This window comes from Aetokthonos hydrillicola CCALA 1050, assembly GCF_017591665.1.
GTDB classification, from domain to species: Bacteria; Cyanobacteriota; Cyanobacteriia; order Cyanobacteriales; family Nostocaceae; genus Aetokthonos; species Aetokthonos hydrillicola.
This window is the reverse complement of sequence record NZ_JAAKGC010000011.1, coordinates 74,332-93,749: the sequence shown is the minus strand read 5'-3', so window position 1 is coordinate 93,749 and position 19,418 is coordinate 74,332. Positions and strand designations below refer to the sequence as shown.

The 19,418-nt window shown below is 39.9% G+C and carries 4 protein-coding genes; all 4 read right to left on the bottom strand.

The features are described from left to right. Nucleotides 1–228: 228 nt before the first annotated feature. Nucleotides 229–3,570 carry a non-ribosomal peptide synthetase gene (locus G4P69_RS08100; protein WP_208340936.1) on the bottom strand — a complete coding sequence of 1,114 codons (3,342 nt, stop codon included), beginning with the start codon at nucleotides 3,568–3,570 and terminating at the stop codon, nucleotides 229–231. A 110-nt stretch (nucleotides 3,571–3,680) separates the two neighbouring features. Beyond that, nucleotides 3,681–4,790 (bottom strand): TauD/TfdA family dioxygenase, encoded by a 1,110-nt coding sequence (locus G4P69_RS08095; protein ID WP_208340946.1) that lies wholly within the window; start codon nucleotides 4,788–4,790, stop codon nucleotides 3,681–3,683. A gap of 55 nt (nucleotides 4,791–4,845) precedes the next feature. Further along, a complete protein-coding gene (locus G4P69_RS08090; RefSeq protein ID WP_208349271.1) occupies nucleotides 4,846–17,202 on the bottom strand; it encodes a non-ribosomal peptide synthetase/type I polyketide synthase in 12,357 nt (4,118 codons plus the stop codon). Continuing rightward, nucleotides 17,199–19,274 carry an acyl-CoA dehydrogenase family protein gene (locus G4P69_RS08085; protein ID WP_208349270.1) on the bottom strand — a complete coding sequence of 692 codons (2,076 nt, stop codon included), beginning with the start codon at nucleotides 19,272–19,274 and terminating at the stop codon, nucleotides 17,199–17,201. The genes G4P69_RS08090 and G4P69_RS08085 overlap by 4 nt, the downstream gene beginning before the upstream one ends. Between the last annotated feature and the right edge of the window lie 144 nt (nucleotides 19,275–19,418).

Below are 19,418 nucleotides of genomic sequence, written 5' to 3'. Positions count from 1 at the left end.
TGATAAGTGAGTGATACTCATATATTAACGCACTTCACTCTTTGATTCACTCTGGATAGAGAAAAACAATTGTGTATCCAAACTGGGCGCTGTTGCTCTGTCTGTAATGCGCGATACACAATTGTTCTAGTTCCCCGATAGATCTCCTCGACAACGGTATAGCCCACGTAGGGGCGCAAGCATGAGCACCCCTACAAATGGTGCTATTCATTTACGTCAAAACTCAGTTTATGACCGTGCAAAGTATAGCTGCTTTTCTTGAGATAAGATTTTTTGTACCTCTTCCTCTGAGAGATCGTCCAACTCAGCTAAAACTTGATCGATATCTTCGTCCTGTGTGCTTTGAAGCTGTAATTCAGTGATAGCTTCAGCGAATTCCACAACACTTGGTGTTTCAAAAATTTGCGGAAGGGGTAGTTCAACAGAGAACACTTGCCTTACACGAGATGTAACCTGGGTTGCAAGTAAAGAATGTCCTCCCAATTCAAAGAAGTTATCGTGGATACTGACATTTTCTACACCTAAAACAGAAGCGAAGATATTAGCTATCATTTCTTCATTTGGTGTGCGTGGTGCGATGTATTCTCTAACTCGTAGAATATCACCATCAGGTGCAGGTAGGGCTTTTTTATCTATTTTGCCATTAGGTGTTAGGGGTAAACTATCTAGGATTACAAAACTACTAGGCACCATGTAGTCTGGTACCTTCGAGGAAATAAATTCACGTAGTTCTGTCGTGTTAAGTGATTTATCTGAGGTAACTACATAAGCAACTAGGCGTTTGTTACCAGGAAGATCTTCTCGAAGAATAACTACAGCCTGTTCGATTTCGGTGTGGATATTTAAAGCTGCTTCGATCTCTCCCAGTTCAATCCGGAACCCACGGATTTTAACCTGATTGTCAATACGCCCCAAGTATTCAATATTCCCATCAGGCAAATATCGTGCCAAATCCCCAGTTTTATAAAGCCTAAAATCCCCCTTACTCCTCTGCTCCCTGCTCCCCAACTTTTGACTTTTGACTTTTGACTTTTGACTTCCCCACAAGGGCTGCTCCTGTGCTCCTGTGCTCCCTCTAAAGGGATTTTGGATAAATTTTTCTCGCGTCAATTCTGGGCTATTGTGGTAGCCTCTGGCTAAACCATCACCTCCGATGTACAATTCTCCTGAAACACCAATTGGTAATGGTTGGAGATCTTTATCTAAAATGTATACTTGGGTGTTGATAATAGGGCGACCGATAACTGGCTGACTGTGAGTAGTTTGCAATTGACAAAGTATAGTATCAACAGTGCATTCTGTTGGCCCATAAAGGTTGTAAAAATTAATACTGTTTGCCTCAGTTAAAGTTTGCCAAAGAGCAGGAGAAATCGCTTCTCCTCCTACCAAGAAGTATTTAGGTACATTATTGCTCAAAAGTAATCCAGCAGATATCAACAGTTCCATCTGTGATGGAGTGCAATCAAATACATCGATTTTGTGTTCTTGCAGGTAGGATAATAAGGCATCTCCATCAAATCTCACCATTGTTGGTATGATATTAAGAGTATGACCGTCAAGTAATTGAACCAACTGTTGTACAGAAGCATCAAAACTGAAAGAAGCATTTAAGCTAATTCGCAATGGTGAATCTTGAATTTGAGCATAAATAGCTTTATGAAGACCCTCTGCAAGATTTAAAACTGAGCGATGTTCAATTGCAACTCCTTTAGGTTTTCCAGTAGAACCAGAGGTGTATATCACGTAAGCCAAATTCTCGGCTTTTACTCCAGAGCTAAGATTATCGGTGCTGTGTTGGGAGATTTCACCCCAGTCTGTATCTAGATAAACCACCTGTGCTTGGTTTTCTGGTAAAGATTTTAGCAAAGACTGTTGAGTCAATAGCACGTTAACGCCTGAATCCGTGAGCATATAACTCAAGCGTTTCTGAGGATAATTCGGGTCTAGAGGTACATATGCACCCCCTGCTTTAAGTATCCCTAGCAGTCCTACCACCATCTCAATAGAACGTTCGACACAAATACCGACTAATTGCTCTGCTTTTACACCAAGGCTTTGCAGGTAACGTGCTATTTGGTTTGCTCTTTGATTTAATTGATAATAGCTTAACTGCTGGTTTTGAAACACTACTGCTACAGCTTCGGGTGTTTTTTCTACCTGCTCTTCAAACAACTGATGGATAGACTTATCTTTGGGGTAATCGTAACTCGTATCATTGAAGTTAACTAGAATTTTCTCTCGGTGACTATTGCTGATTATTCCCAGTTTTTCAATTGATTTTTCAGGATTATCCAGAATACTAGATAATAAAGTCTGGAATTGTTCCGCTATGCATTGAATAGAATCTTCATGAAACAAGTTTGCATCGTAATATAATTGCGTGATTATATCATGCTCATTCTGAGTTAAACTAAGTTTAACTTTAAATTTATCAAAACAGATATCGCGCTTGATGATGGAGAAACAAATATCATTTGTAATATATTTGTTGTGTTTAGTAAAATCAAAAGCAAACGGGACAAAAGCACTATTTATATAAATTTTGCTCTCATCAAGGATTGATTCCCAGCTAAAATATTCTTGCCAGGTATGAATATTATTTAATTCCAACTGTATCTGTTTTATAACATCATGGAAAAATACACCTTCTTGCAAACTAGACTTGAGTGGTAAATATTTAGCTAATAAACCAATAGAATCCTGTAGATCTTCGTACTTTCTATTTTCACAACTAACTCCGATAAATACTTCTGGTTTTTGAGTTAGACGCCAGAGAAGTATCTGCCAGGAAGCTAGAAAAAATAGATCAATTGAAATTTTATTTTTTTGAATAAATTCCGAAATTTGCTCTACTTGACTAGGGGGAAGAGTAGAACTTAAATAACGAGGGTTAAAAACACTTTCCTGAGTAAATTGGGTTTCAAAAGGTAGCTTTATACTTAAAAAATCAGTAATATTATATTTACGCCAGTAACCTTTTGCAAGGATTATCTCTTGTTCTTCGTCATTAGAAATTTGATTTTGCCACTCAGAGATATCGACATATTGTAGTACTTCATTATAGAATTCCTTACCTTGAGTGTAAGCACTATAAGATTGGCTAATTTTGAGTATTAAATTATCCAGTCCTTTGATATCAACGTATAGTGCAGGAAGGTTGACTAATAAGACAGAATCTTCCTCTGAAAGAGTGATTAAGGTAGAATGAAAAAGTGAGTTTTGTGAAAAATCAAAGGGTAACTCATTATATTGCTTCCATAACAATTTTATTTGAGTTACCTGAGCTTCTAAATCCATTCCCGTGTAATCATGCACACTGAAATTGAAATTACAATCAGAAGCAATAACCTGTAATGGTAAAGTCATTCCAGGTACAGAATTAAAAGTAGTGTGGAGAATTTCGTGGCTGGAGATTAGTTGCGCGATCGCAGCTTTTAAAGTACTTGGCTCGATCTTACCTTTGATTTGTACAGCACACTGAGCACGGTAGGGAAGATCTGACGAAGAACTTTGTAATTTCCAAAGGTGTTTTTGTTGCGGTGATAGTTCAAAACCCTCTATCATTTCCATCTTTGTTCTCCTCTATTATGAAAAATTTGAAATTGTAGATATTAAAAAAGAATTTAGGACTTTGATCTCAATTCTGAATTCTGAATTCTGACTTCTGAACGCCACATGCTTTATGCCGGGAAACTCCGAAGTTTGCCCGGAGGGAAACCCTCCTTGCAACTTCTCTCCGTCCACCGCAGTGGCTCCTCCTGAGTTCTTTCTGCTAACGGTTCACTCATGGCTAGAAAAACTTGGCGTTCTCCTTTGTAAGATTCTCTTCCGTGTGCAATGGACATATTGTCAAGCATGAGAATATCCCCTTCCTGCCAGGGAAAAGTTACTTTTTCTTGTTGATAAGCTTGGTTAATATGTTGAATTACATCTGGCGCGATCGCACTGCCATCTCCGTAATAAGTATTGTATGGAACTGTATGTTCATCAAACTCGGAGAGTAAATTTGTGTGGTGAAAGAAAGCAACGTGATTAAACCACATTGGTTCGCCAGTTTGGGGGTGATAATGAACCGCCTCACGAATTTGGCGAGTTTGTAACCGCGAGCCTCCTTTCCAAGAAAAATCAATTGAATTCTCTCGGCAGTATGCCTCTACTTTGGCTTTATCATCAGTCTGGAACACTTCTTGCCACGGTAAACCAAAGCCATCGTTATAGTTGCGAACTAGCATCCATTTCTTTTCAATAAATTCATTTCGAACTTTCTCGTCAATTCGCTGATAAGCTTTCCGCGCGTCAGCAATCGGAGTTTCGCCACCGTAGGGAGCAACTTTTAGAGAACAAAAATAAAGTTTCAATGGGTATTTAATTGTATAAGTTAACTCATGATGAAGTAATATCGGATATTCGGCTGGATAAACTGTAGATGTGTAAATTTGTCCTGCTACTGCTGTCCGAGGGGAACTGCGGTCTACGTATGTGAGCAATTCTCCATCAGAACTAGCCTTGACAAAGTCTTGAAATTGTTGCGTTGTTTTAACCTTAAAGCCTCTGAATAATAACGCTCGATGTTGTAAGAACAAAGTTTTCACCAAGCCTTGATTATTCTGAGTCCATTCTGTAATATCTAATCCATCAATTAGAGGTTGAATAACAAAGGGAATTGTTTGTTGAGAAGAAATAAAACCAGTTTGAATTAGTTTTACCGAAGATAAATTAACAGCCCGGCGCTGTACATTTCTCAAACTTGAAAACTTAGATATTCCCAGTTGTGTATTTTTTTCTTTCATTGTTCAAAATAAAATGAGAGTTATTCACACCTTTGTGTGAATCTAATTGATAGCTTCAGTTAACAACGCTTTCTACTTTAATTAAGTTACGCTTAATTTGTTTTAATTTTTTTAGAGATTGTTTTGACAATTCTTGTTTTTCTGATTCTTTAATTAAAGTTAATTCACTAACAGTCCGTTGAGGATTTTCCGCGATTCCTGAGAAAATAGTTTGCAAATACTTTGATATTGATACTATTGTGTTTCCTTCAAAATGATAAGTATCGTAATCAATCTCAATCAAGATTTCATCTCTAGGTACTGCAAGTACAGTTAGTGGATAATTATTTTGCCCCACACTCTCTATATTGCTTGTTTCTAGCACACTATTTTTACCTAACAAAGAAGTATCAATTGGATAATTCTGAAATCCTACAAGACTCTGAAATAAAGGCGTTCCTGATGGTAGTTCGCTCACTGATTGAATCTCAAATAGGGGAGTGTAAGAGTACTCCTGTAATTCGACAATTGACTGTTGTATTTGTTTGAGCCAAGGTATTATTTGCTGCTGTGGTGATATTTGCAAACGTAATGGAAGGGAATTTATCAGCAATCCTACCATATTTTCTACCCCAGGCAAACTGCCAGTTCTACCAGAAACACTCACACCAAATACTACATCTTGTTCACCACTGTAATGACTTAATAGTAAACCCCATGCACCTTGCACTATACTCGATAAAGTCACACGATGCTGTTTTGCTATGGATTGTAACTGGCGGCTGATTTCAGCAGATAAACGTAATTCAAGTTTTTTGTAATCCGATGGTTGTCGTTGTTTTTCAGATTTAGCTCTATGTACTATTAGGGAAGTGGGAGCTTTAAAACCTCGCAAAGTTTGCTGCCAAAACTCGATAGCAGCTTTTTTGTCTTGAGAATGCAACCAAGTAATATAATCCTGATAAGGAGATGGTGTTGGCAAATAAAGAGTTTTACCACTCGCTGAGGCTTCGTAAAAACTGAGAACTTCTTTAAGGAGAATTGACAAACACCATCCATCAATAAGAATGTGATGATGGTTCCAGATGAATGTGCAACTGTCTTCACTTAGTTGAATTAACGTACACTTCATCAATGGTGCTTGGTTTAAATTAAACCCAGTTTTTCTTTGTGCATCCAAAAACTCTTTTAATTTCTGTTGCTGCTCCGTTAGAGATATTCCTCTCCAATCAAGATTGTTCCAAGATAAATCAACATGTTTTAGCACTATTTGTAGTGGGGTTTGTTGATTTTCCCACACAAAGAATGTACGTAACGCTGAATGCCTATCTAAAACTTTTTTCCAAGCATTTTTAAAAGCAGTAAAATCAATATTACCCTTAATACTAAAACTTATCCTTTCACTATAGACTCCGCTTTCAGGAGAATAAAGGCTATGGAACAACATCCCTTGCTGCACAGGAGAAAGAGGATAAATTGATTCAATATTTTTAGGGTTGAATTCATTCAATAACTCATCCAGTTCTTTTTGAGTCAGCTTTGCTAATGAGAAGTCACTAGGTGTACATCCAAAACTATCTTCCGAATGACAGTGTTCTATTATTGTTCTGACTTTTTCAACATAGCTACATGCTAATTTTTCTACCGTAGTACGAGTATGAAGATTACTACTGTAAGTCCAATCAATTTGTAGTTCACCTTCTACCACTAGGGCATCAATCTCTAACAAATAGCTACGAATTTGCTTTGAACTATTGTGATCACCGGTCGATTCTGACGTGAAATTCCAACCAGTTGCAGATTGTATTTGGTCAAATTGACCTAAGTAGTTAAAACAAATTTCTGGAGTAGGAATTGTCTGTAGTTGTTCACTAATGGTAATCTCTTCACACAAATAACGTAATATTCCGTAACCGATACCCCTATTAGGAATTCCTCGTAACTTTTCTTTAATTGACTTGATAACTGATGCAAGTTGATCTACTTCTGGTAGTTGTAATAAGACTGGAAACAAACTGGTGAACCAACCTACTGTCCGAGATAAGTCTACATCTGTAAAGAGTTCTTCTCTACCATGTCCTTCTAAGTCAATTACTAATGCTGCATTACCCGTCCATTCAGCCAATGAAAGTGCTAATGCAGTTAGTAGTATATCATTTATTTGTGTGTTGTAAGCCTCATTGATTGACCCCAGGAGAGCTTGAGTTTCTTCGACACTCAATTTTACTGACACAGAAGCTGCACTACCAACAGTATTTTCTTGTTCAGTGTGAGCGTAATCTAACGGTAGTTGTGTTGTTAATGACCACGGTTGGTTTACCCAATATCCTAACTCTTGTTTGATAATGTCTGATTGTGCATATTCTTTTAATTTTTTTGCCCAATCAATAAATGCTGTCGTTTTAGCAGCTAGTTGTATTGGTTGTTGAGTAATGAGTTGTTGATAAATTTGTTCTAGATCTGATAATAAAATTCGCCAACTCACACCGTCTACTGCTAGGTGATGAATAATAATGAGTAGACGTGCATCACATTCTCTACCCAAGTTAAACATCACCACTTGCATCAAGGAACCATCTGACAAGTTTAAACGAGCTTGAAATTCTGTGGCTATTTTTTCTAAGGCTTGTGGTTGCTCTAGCGTAGGAGTTGATGATAAGTCTATTACGGTGAATGGTACACCATCATCTGGGGTATGGTTTACTTGTTTGTACTCAGATGCAACTGATGTGAATCGTAGACGTAGAGCATCGTGATGCTCTAGCAATTTTTTCAAGGCTGTTTTGATTAATTCAGGTTGCAAATGATTGGGAACCTGCAATAACACTGACTGGTTATAATGGTGTGCTTCTTGCATGTTTTGTGCAAAAAACCACTGTTGAATTGGCGTTAGAGGAGCAGAGCCAGTCACTATTCCTTGTTGACCAGTGACAGTTAGTGTTGTATTCGCAACTTTGGCTAGTTGGGCGATAGTTTGATGTTGGAATATTTGTTTGGGGGTAATTTGTATTCCTGAGCTTCTAGCACGAGAAACTACTTGAATGCTGAGGATAGAATCGCCACCAATTTCAAAGAAGTTATCGTGGATACTGACTTTTTCTTTGAGTAGCAGTTCTTCCCAAATTTTGGTTAATTTTTGTTCTATTTCTGTACCTGGTGCTACGTATTCCTGTTCTCGGTCAATTTCTCCGTCAGGTGCTGGTAGTGCTTTGCGATCTATTTTGCCGTTAGCTGTTAAAGGTAGGGAGTCTACAATAACAAACGCACTAGGCATCATGTATTGTGGTAGTTTCGATGTGAGAAACTCACGTAGTTGGTTGCTGGTGAGCGATCGCTCTATCGTGTCTACATAAGCAACTAAGCGTTTATTTCCTGGAATATCTTCTCTGACAATAACTACAGCTTGTTGGATTTGGGGGTGGTTGTGAAGAACTGCTTCGATTTCCGTTAATTCAATACGGAAACCACGAATCTTCACTTGGTTATCGACGCGACCGAGAAATTCAATATTACCATCAGGCAAATATCGTGCCAAATCCCCAGTTTTATAAAGCCGCTCAGAAGAAACCAAGGGCAAAAAGTGCTGCAATTTCCCCCCTGCTCCCTTGCTCCCCTGCTCCCCTGCTCCCCTGCTCGCTCTCAACGGATTTGGGATAAATTTTTCTTTTGTCAACTCAGGGAGATTCAGATACCCCCGCGCTAACCCCGCCCCGCCAATGTACAAATCTCCTGGAACGCCAATAGGTACTGGTTCTAAATGTGTATCCAGAATGTAGATTTCTGTGTTGCTAAAGGGTCTACCAATTGGGACTAAACAATCTGATGGTAGGTTAAGTGCTGTGCTTTCAAAATAGCAACTGTCAATAGTGCTTTCGCTCACACCATACGAGTTAATGACACGAGTGCTTGAAGTACACAATTTCTGCAACTGTTTATACTCTTCTATATACCAGCTATCTGAACCTACTGATAATACTCTTAGAAAGTCTAGGTTCTGCCCGGTTGTTTCCAGATATCTCATTAAGTTCCTAATTACAGCCGGTACAAAATCGCCACAATCTACTTTCTCTTTTTGCATTAGCTCATAAAGCTTTTCTGGCATTAATAATAATTCTCTGGGACAAAGTACTAACTTTCCTCCAGAACACAACGCACGCACGATATCTCCGGTAAAGACGTCAAACGAGAAGCTTGCCATTTGTAGATAGCTGCTAGTGTGGCTCTGCAACTGATAAGCTTCTTCCCAACCCCAGTAAACATTTACCAAACTCTTATGACAAATCATCACTCCTTTGGGTTTTCCTGTAGAACCTGATGTGTAAATTACATAGGCTAAATTGTTAGCCTGCACATCACTAACAGGATTATCTTCAGACTCTTGAGATATGACTTGCCATTGTGTATCTAAATTAACTATCTTTACTGAATATTCTCTAAGCCTAGACTGCAACTTCTGTTGAGTCAATACTATCGATGCCTGAGAATCATTTAACATCTCCCTCAGACGTTCCTCTGGATAAGCCGGGTCAAGGGGTATATATGCACCACCCGCCTTGAGAATCGCTAATAAACCGACTACCATTTCAATCGAACGTTCCACAAAAACGCCCACTAATACTTCAGGTTCCACACCTAAGCTTTGGAGATAGTGAGCTAACTGATTAGCGCGGGTATTCAATTCGTGATAAGTAACTTGCTCATCCTCAAAAACCACCGCTATAGCATTGGGGGTGGACTCCACCTGGGCTTCAAATAGCTTATGGATGCACTCCTCCTGAGAATACTTGACTGTCGTATTATTCCATTCTCGTAACAGTTGATAACGTTCTTGCTCGCTTAACAACGGTAGAGTGGTTACATTTTGTTGGGGGTTGTGGAGAATTGCTTGCAATACAGCACAGAAATGACCTATCCATCGCTGTATGGTGGCTTCCTGAAATAAGTCCTTATTATAATCAGCCTCTAATACTAAGTGTGTCTTGAGATCAATCACGTTAAACTCAAGATCATAATGATTGAAATCTAAAGGTCGTGGGAGCAGCTTTATCTCTAAATCCCCCATTGGCGCAGTAGGAAGCGGTGGTTCTAGGTTAAAGGTTACAGACACTAAAGGCGGACGACTGCGATCGCTCCCCAGATCAAGTTGATTTAAAAGTTCTGCAAAAGGATAGTCCTGATGCTCGTAGGCATCAAGCAACTTAGTGCGAACACGAGCTAAAAACTCTTGGGCTGTGATGTTTTCAGGTTCTAGTAAACTTTGAATGGGTAATAAATGGGAGGCGTGACCAACCATTGTTTGACTTCCAGCAAGCGATCGCCCACTAGTCGGAATTCCAACCACAAGCTCATTTTGTCCAGTAAGGCGATGGAGTAGGATCAGATAACCTGTTAGCAAAGTCATGAACAAAGTACATCTTTGCTCCTGGCTGAATGATCGCAACTCTTGGCAAAAGTTTGGGTCAAGTTCTAAGTGCTGGCGTCCAGCTCTATAGGTTTTGACAGGAGGACGAATTTGATCTGTTGGTAACTCCAGTACTGGCGGCTCTGTTGCGAACTGCTCTAGCCAAAAAGACTTGTGTGCTGCCATAGCCTCAGTTTGGCTTTGCTGGTTTTGCCAGGTTAAAAACTCTCTAAACTGTAGAGGTGACTTAAAAGAAGTTACTAAACCCGTGCAGAGATCAGTATAGAATAAGCTAATTTCCTGCAAAATATTTTCTGCAGACCACCCGTCTACCACAATGTGATGAGCAACAATTACAAGAACATGGCGTTGAGGTGCAAGCTTGAGTACCTGAATACGGAGTAAAGGGGCAATTGTTAGATCCAGAGGTTGACAATTTATTTCTCTTAGCCATGTACTTAGTTGTACCTGCTGGTCATTTTCTGCTTTCGCCAACTGGGAAGAGTGATCAATTAAAGGTACTTCCAACCTGACACTGGGTAAAATTTCCTGCCATTCCCCTTGAGGATCGATCACAGTTCGTAGAGCTTCATGACGGTTCACAACTTGCTGGATAGCCTGCCTGAGAAACTCTAGCGTTAGTTGACCTCGTAACTCCATGTAAGCGCTACTATGGTAAGCAACTGATCCTGCTTCTGAAATTTGAGCTAAAAACCACAGTTGCTTTTGTGCTTCACTGAGGGGAATTCTAATGGGCGTGGTATCTGAAGAATTTACAGGGTTAATAAAATTTGACAAAAGTGGTCGTTGATTGATGCTGGGAGTTTGACTGAACCGTGACCAATTTATTGGTATAATACCAACTTGAGCAATTGTACTCTTCAGTAATTGTTCCAATACCCGAAAGCCTTGCTCAGGAGCAATTAACTGAATACCAGCCTCTTGCCAGCGCTGATTAAGATAGTCTTTCCAAAGTTGCTGAAGACGAGAATTAAAATGGCTGGTCACTTTAGCTTCACTCCAGCCTCCCCAGTTCAAGCTTAATCCTGGTAATCCTTTAGCCCGGCGGTAGTGTATTAAAGCATCAATAAAAGCGTTAGCAGCCCCATAGTTACTTTGACCGGGAGATCCTAACAAAGCTACGATTGACGAAAAGACCACAAAGTGATCAAGGGGTATGTCTTGGGTCAATGTATGTAGATTCCAGGTACCTAAAACCTTAGGATCTAAAACAGTCTTAAACTGCTGCCAGGTTTGCTGCGTCAACCCTTTATCATCAATAACTCCTGCGAGGTGGAAAATATTACGAAGCTCTGGAAAGTTGCTTTCTTGCTGTTTATTTTTTATTTGAGCTAATAACCCGGATACTTCAGTAGCATTAGTTACATCTGCTTGCGCTACTTTAATATTTATTCCCGCCTTTTCTAATTCGTCTATGGTTTGCTGAACCTCTGGTGAAGGCGCTTGACGTCCACACAGAACCAGATGTTTAACTCCTTGAGACACGAGCCATTGAGCCAACTTAATGCCTAAAACGCCCAATCCTCCAGTAATTAAACAAGTTCCTACCAATTCCCTACTAGGATTTGACTTAATCAAGCTATTACCAAAATCTGAGGCGCGAATGACTTCATCAGCAGTTGAATAGCGAGCTAAACGAGGGACATAGCGCTCTCCCTGATGTAGTGCAATTTGATCTTCACCCTGAGGGGTAGTTAGTTCGATCAGTAATTTTCTAGCGCGCTCCTCAAGAGAATGATATGTATCTAAATCAATCACACCACCCCAATTATTAGGGTATTCCATAGCCACGGTACGAGCAAACCCCCATAAAGAAGCTTGGACAAATCCAGTAGGGGGCGTGTTACCGAGCATAACGGCTTGCTGGGTAACAAACCAAAATTTAGGAGGGATATCCTGAGAATTAATTTTGCTGATAGTTGCTTGCACCACAGAAAGTGCACTACCACAAATGAGTTGTTGGACTTCCTCAAGAATATCAACAGTTAAGTTCTCACTTGTAGGAGCGTTGAGGCTCCAAAGATGGACAATCCCTTTAATTGGTAATTGGTCATTTAATGTATAGCTTTCTAACAGATCACTGAACGCATTAGAGTCTGTTGGATCAACTATGTGAATGTTATGAGTATCTGATATAGTTTGGCTACTTGAGGGATAAATAAGAGAACAAGCTTGACCTTGTGCAGCGAGTTGATCAGCTAAGGAATTTCCAATACCCTGTTTGTCTGCAAAGATTAACCACTGTCCTGCTGCCTGGGTTAGGTTTATTTGATCCCCAACAATAGAACTTGGTTTATTGTGCCATTCAATAGTATACAACCAGTCTAGATCTGGCGATCGCTCTGGAAAAGTCCGAGAGTTTTGAAAATTTTCCCTTAGTGCATTCAAGTAAGGCAAATTGGCTAAAACATTTTCTGAATCTACCCCAAAATCTACCAAGCAAGCAATTTCATCAACCCCAATGGCGAGTAACTTTTCTACAATTGGACTACAAGACTCGGGTGTGCCAATTAAGGCACTAGTCTGAACATAACGATCATAGGCAGTGGACAAGATATAGTTTTTGTCATCTTGGGAAAGCTGCTCAAATTTCTCGGCTGACAAGCCTTGACTTTTGAGCAGTGATTGGAATAATTCCAGAGATGAAGATAAGTAATTATAAAAAGGTTGACGAGCAACTTCAAGCACTTGTTGCAAGTTATTACCAACAAAAGTATGGAGTAACACTGTTACTTGACCAGATGTTGGCTCATGTCCGTGTTGAGCTAGAGTTTGCCGATAAAGTTGAATATTGCGAGCAAGCTCTTCAACAGTTTGACCCATGAGATTGGTTAAAACTCCAGCACCAATTTGCCCTGCTTTAATATAAGTTTCTGGATTACTAACAATTGTCACCCAAGTTGGTAGAGTTTTTTGCATGGGCATCGGAAAGATTTTGATCTCTGTGGGATTTCCTGCTCCATTAATAAACGGAATTGGTTCTCCTCGCCAGAGCTTATGAACTGTTTCAATGCCCTCAAACAACAGATCACGCCGATGGTCATAAGCATCTGGAGCAAAAATAAAGTCATTAGGATGCCAACCAGAGGCAACGGCAATCCCTACTCGTCCTTGAGAAATATTATCAACTACAGACCAGTCCTCGACAACCCGAATTGGATGTTGGATAGGGAGAACAACACTCCCAGCTCGTAGCTGAATTGACTGGGTTTCTCGACTTAAAGCGGCTGCAAGTAACGCTGGATTGGGTGAAAATCCCCCAAAAGCATGAAAGTGTCGCTCTGGAAACCAAATGGCAGTAAAGTTATTTCGATCTGCAAATTTTGCACCTTCAAATAAAAGGGAGTATTTATCCTGGGTAAATTCTGCGTTGTAGGTGCCAAAGTAATACAGACTGAACTGCATCACTTTATCCGTTTGTAAAGTAGTTTTACCTTGTGAGGGGCTTTGTTGAGGCTTGGCTAAAGTTGGTTTGAGATCACCCTGCTTCCCCAAAAATTCTGGTTCTTCAGTACGGGTAGTCTGAAAAGCTTGTTTTTGAATAATAGGATTGCTTTTAACAGCCTCAGATGAAGAGGAAACTACAAAGGCTTGATTTGTTGGTTTGGTATCAGTTGCTATACTCTGATTTTTTAAAACAGAAAGTTGCTCTGTCATTAGCTGAGACATCTGAGCAAGAACTTTCTCAGAAACTTGAGCCATAGTTTGCAACTGCTGGCTCATAATTAGTTCTAAAGCAGTTGTGGCAACTTGATTGGCGACAGGGGTATTATTTAAAAGGTTCGGCTGCTGATTTTCTGTAAAGCTTACTTTGGTTGGTTCCGACTCTATATTTGAACTTGTACTATGGTTCGGAGATTCTGGTTTAACAGGTGAGGTATTTACAGTAGAGGTGTTTACCTGATTGACTGCTGGATCTTCTAAGTTGAACTCATCAGGCAGATGACTGTCAATATACTTGCTAAGAGCATCTAAGGTGTTTAGCTCTTCAAATAACTGACGCATGGTAAAACTAACCCCGAAACTTTCTTGTAAGTTTTGAGATGCTTCTAAAAGGACAATAGAATCTGCCCCCATTTCCAACAAGGACTTGTGAATATCTACTTTATCAGGGGGAAGTTGTAACACACCACCAATCAGCGATCGCAATTCTACTAAAATCTTCTCTCTCCGTTGTGGAGTGTTTTGCTTTTGCTGTTCTTGAGAATAAACCCCAGATACTGCACAGGAGTTAGTGGTCATGGTTGTAGACTCTTTTGTATTACACCAATAGCTTTGTCTTTGAAATGGATAAGTGGGCAAAACTACTTTGCATCGTTGAGGATACTCTAGGTCAAAGCCTTGCCAGTCCACTTTCACACCTGTAGCGTATAGTTGAGCAAGACTGCTAAGCATCTGTTGCCAATCGTCTTGTCCAAATCTCAATGAAGGTAACCATATCCCTGCACCCTCCGGTAGACACGATCTTCCCATTGTCAGCAAAACTGGTTTTGATCCGCATTCTAGAAAGACTTCACACCCTTGTTCATGTAAAGTTTGCATTCCTGTTGCAAAGTTAACAGGGGAGAGGATATGGCGACACCAATACTCAGGGGTTAACACTTCTTCACTAGCTATCTTCCCTGTAACATTGGAAACTAACTTAATTCGAGGTTGAGAGTAGCTGACTTGCTCAGCGACTTGTTTAAACTCTGCCACTATTGGCTCCATCAAAGGAGAATGAAAGGCATGAGAAACTTGTAGTTCTTTAGTTTTATAGCCTTTAGCTTCTATTTGAGCAGCTATATCTCGAACAACATCCTCTTTCCCAGAAATGACTGTGCTGTGAGAACCATTGAAAGCAGCAATAGCAACATCTGGCTTGTCTGCGATCGCGGTTTTTACCTCCTCCACAGGAGCCATTAGGGATACCATCATCCCACCAGCAGGTAACTGTTGCATTAATTTACCGCGAGTAGCAATCAGCTTTAAACCATCTTCTAAACTGAAAATTCCTGCTACTGTTGCTGCAACATATTCTCCTACACTATGACCCATAACCACATCTGGGTTTATTCCCCAGCTTTGCCATAATTGAAAAAGAGCATATTCAATAGCAAATAAGACAGGTTGAGTATAAGCGGTTTGATTAATAATAGAAGTATTTAAATCTTGATTATCTTCAGGATAAAGAATATTTAAAATAGATTTATTTAAATAAGGTTCTAGAATACTTTCACATCTTTCTAAGGAACGCCGAAAAACAGGTTGTGTTTCATAAAGTTGTCTTCCCATGTTGATATATTGAGAAGACTGTCCGGTAAACAAAAAGGCAATTCTAGGTGATTTAGTATTACTATATATTGTTCCAAAAAATACTCCACTAGCTTCTTCTTCAGCAATAATTTTTGCTAATTTATCCGCTAATTCGTGTTTATCAGATGTAATAATTGCTAAACGGTGGTTAAAATGCGATCGCCCGGTATTAGCAGTGAAGCAAAGATCAGCAAGCGAAGTTTTTGGATGAGTATCTAAAAAGGTTTCATAGCTCTTAGCTAAAGATTGTAAAGCTTCTGAAGTTTGGGTAGAAAGAGTGAAAATGTGTAAGGGACGCTCAGTTGTAGGTGTTGGAATTTCAAGTTCTGGAGCTTGTTCAACAATCAAATGAACATTGGTTCCACTCATGCCAAAAGAGCTGACTCCAGCTAATCTACTCCCCCCTTTTTCTAACCAAGAAATAGGTTCAGTTGGCACTTCAAAAGGAATTTTCTCCCAAGGGATATGAGGATTTGGAGTTTGAAAGTGAAGATGAGGTGGAATTTGCTGATGTTGCAAAGCCAAAACCACTTTCATTAAAGATGCAACTCCAGCTGCTCCTTCTAAATGACCAAAGTTAGTTTTAACAGAACCAATGTACAGAGGAGAATCTTTAGTTTTTCCTGTACCAAAAACTTTGCTGAGAGCTAAAACTTCAATAGGATCTCCTAAAGATGTTCCTGTTCCGTGAGTTTCTACATATTGAATATTTTTTGGATCAACCTTGGCATTTTTGAGCGCCTGACGAATGACAGCTTCTTGAGCAGTCCCATTAGGAGCAGTGATACCATTACTACGTCCATCATGATTAACTGCTGAGCCACTGATTATAGCAAGAATATTATCTTTATCAGCCAAAGCATCAGACAAACGTTTGAGTACTACCATCCCACATCCTTCTCCGCGCACATAGCCATTAGCCGCAGCATCAAAAGTTTTGCAATGACCATCTGGGGATAAAGCTTTCAGTTTAGAAAGACCAATTGTTACCTCTGGAGTGAGAATGAGGTTGACTCCACCAGCTAAAGCAAGGTTAGATTCTTTAGCACGTAGGCTTTGACAAGCAAGGTGTATAGCTACTAAAGAAGAGGAGCAAGAAGTATTAACTTGAAAAGTTGGTCCTTGCCAATCAAACACATATGCTAAGCGTCCGGCGGCTAATGGTCGCAAAGTTCCTAAACTATTATACGGATCAATGCTCAAGTAATCACCAGAACTAACGGAAAAGCGTGAGTACTCTTCTAGAAAAAATCCCAGAAACACTCCTGTCTGACTACCTCTGAGTTTTTCTGGAGCTTGCCCACTATGTTCTAAAGCTTCCCAAGTGACCTCTAATAATAGTCTTTGTTGAGGGTCAATAGCACCTGCTTCTCTGGGAGAAATACCAAAAAACTGAGGATCAAATTGATCTATATCTTCTAGAAAAGCACCATGTCGAGTGTAGGTTTTTCCTGGAGCGTTTGGATTAGAATCATAATGTGTATTGTAATCCCACCGCTCTAAGGGAACTTCAGTAATAGCATCAATCCCATTGTATAGAAAATTCCAATAGGTTTCAGGGTGATTCACCTGACCAGGAAAACGACATCCCATCCCAATAATCGCTATTGGTTCAGTCTTGTCGTGTTCAAGAGCTTCTAGTTTTTTAATTGCTTCATTGAGAGATAGAAGCAACCGCTTTGATGAGTAAATTGGATCAACTTTTTTGTTGCTCATCTGTAATTATCCATCAATAAAGTTTCTAATCGTTGCAGCCCACCAGCAATTGACAGTGCAATATCATCTTCCGAAAGCTCGTCTTCCTCCAGTGTTCTTTGATTTGGTAATGGCAACGAATCAGGCTGTGATTTGCTAGCTAAGTGAATTGCTAGAGATTCTATTGTTGGGAAGTTCCAAGCGATAGTTGGATCTAATTCTTCTCCTAACCAGTCGCCTAAATTTTCTGCAAACTCTACTGCTAGAACTGAATCTAAACCGTATTCAGCAAAAGATTTACCGGGATCGATCGCTTGAGGTGTCAGTTTTAATTCTTTTGCGAACCACTCCACTACCCATTGTTTAATCGACTCACTAGTTGGAGATAGTGAGTCAGTAGTTGTTGGTAACAAATTAATACTGCTATCTTTCAGAGCGAGTGTATCTAGCTCAACTGGCTGAGTGATTTTGTGAGAATCTACAGCCGATTTGCGCAGCAGTTCATTAATTTCGTCGTCTTCTCCTGAAAGAGTCTGTTCGAGATCGCCAATAGTTTGAGTATAATTAGCAATCACATCAGTGACTGTGTCTGCCTCAAGTAGAACTGATTTTGTCGGAGTTCCATCCAAAGCTTTTTTAATAATTTGCTCAAATTGTAACCTAGTCCATTCAGCAGCACGATGCAACTCTGGTGAGGAAAAATTAGTTGCTTGATACTCTAATGCAGCCAACAGAAACCCATAAGTAGCTATTTCGCCAATCACTATTTGTCCCCAACCTATTGCTGACGAACGCTTTGAGAAAGGCGCATTAACTCCTAAACATCGGCTATTAATTTCATTAGCAAGATCTTGCAAGCGGTTTGCTATTGCAGGTGCGTGTAAACCGTCAACTAAAAATTTAAAAAGAGATTCGCTACCATGCAGAATACTCGAACCTAAATACATATAGAGAGTTTCTGTTGGACCTTCAAAAATCCGAAGTATTCTAGCATCGCGGAAAATTTGTGGTACTATGTTAGTCTCTATATATCCACGACCACCTAAAAGCTGCAGAGTCCAATCTACTGCTTGCCAAAGTAATTCTGGAGCAGATGTTTTACAGACAACAAAAGCTTCTTCTGGAACAAACCTGCCTGCATCCAAGAAACTAGCTACTGTACTGACAAAGGTTTCTACCGTTGTAATAGCTGCCGTGAGACTACTTAAACAGGTAAGAGTGAAGGGATTATTTAAAAGAATACCAGTACTGATTTTGCGACGACTAGCATAGCGCTGGAGCAGTTGAACACAACGTTTCATTCCACCAACACATATACCAGCAAGACCCAGTCGAGTAAACATCATAGCATCTTGAGCTACTATCATGCCTTTTCCTGGTTCGCTTAATAAATCTTCTGGAGTCACACGTACTCCATTGAAATACATGGTATTTTGCACCATACCCCGCAGTCCCATAGTCAGAGCTTCAGGTCCAGGACGCAAGCCCGATGTTCCTTGACGCACCACAAAGCCAGTCATACCTAGAGGTCGATTTTCAGCATCATACTGCTGCACAAAAGTATTAATAACTCCTGCCCAAGAAGAAGAACCGCTCCAAATCTTGGTTCCATGCAGGTGCCAACCGCCTGTAGTATCTGGGATGGCTTGTGCAGAAATGTTTCTGACAGCAGAACCCGCGACTGATTCAGTAAGCGCGAACGAAGCTAATTGACGACCTTGAGCTAGAATAGGCAATAGTTCATCCTTAACTGCTTGGGTGGCATAATTTTCGATTGGTCGAATTCCCAGAGAATTATTCAAACCCACAAAGATGGCAAGAGAAAGATCTATAGCCCCAAGCTGACTCATGATCCTTACTACATCAAAGCTTTTGAGTCCCAACCCTCCATAGGCTTCTGAAACTTGCATTCCCATAAGACCTTGGTTACCAAAATCCAAGACGATGTAAGGGGGAATACAACGACGTTCGTCAATCAAACGGGAGTTAATGCGGTTATTATTATATTCCCGAAGCCAATTTATTAGTGTATCAGCTCGCTTTTGGCTAGTTTTAGATGATGTCAATTGGTACATATTTACTGTATCTATCATCGAGATTTGTTTAAATTGCAATACTTTTATAAAAAAGAATTCAGGAGTCAGGAGCCAGGAGTCAGAATGATAAATGCTGGTTAAAACCTCGTCTACTCGTTATCGAGATAGGGTTGGAACTTTTCCTAAAACACCATCCGGGAA

Bases quoted from the DNA above. Each gene is read 5' to 3' on its own strand.
- G4P69_RS08090 (WP_208349271.1), bottom strand. From the start codon at position 17,202: ATGAGCAACAAAAAAGTTGATCCAATTTACTCATCAAAGCGGTTGCTT.
- G4P69_RS08085 (WP_208349270.1), bottom strand. From the start codon at position 19,274: ATGATAGATACAGTAAATATGTACCAATTGACATCATCTAAAACTAGC.
- G4P69_RS08100 (WP_208340936.1), bottom strand. From the start codon at position 3,570: ATGGAAATGATAGAGGGTTTTGAACTATCACCGCAACAAAAACACCTT.
- G4P69_RS08095 (WP_208340946.1), bottom strand. From the start codon at position 4,790: ATGAAAGAAAAAAATACACAACTGGGAATATCTAAGTTTTCAAGTTTG.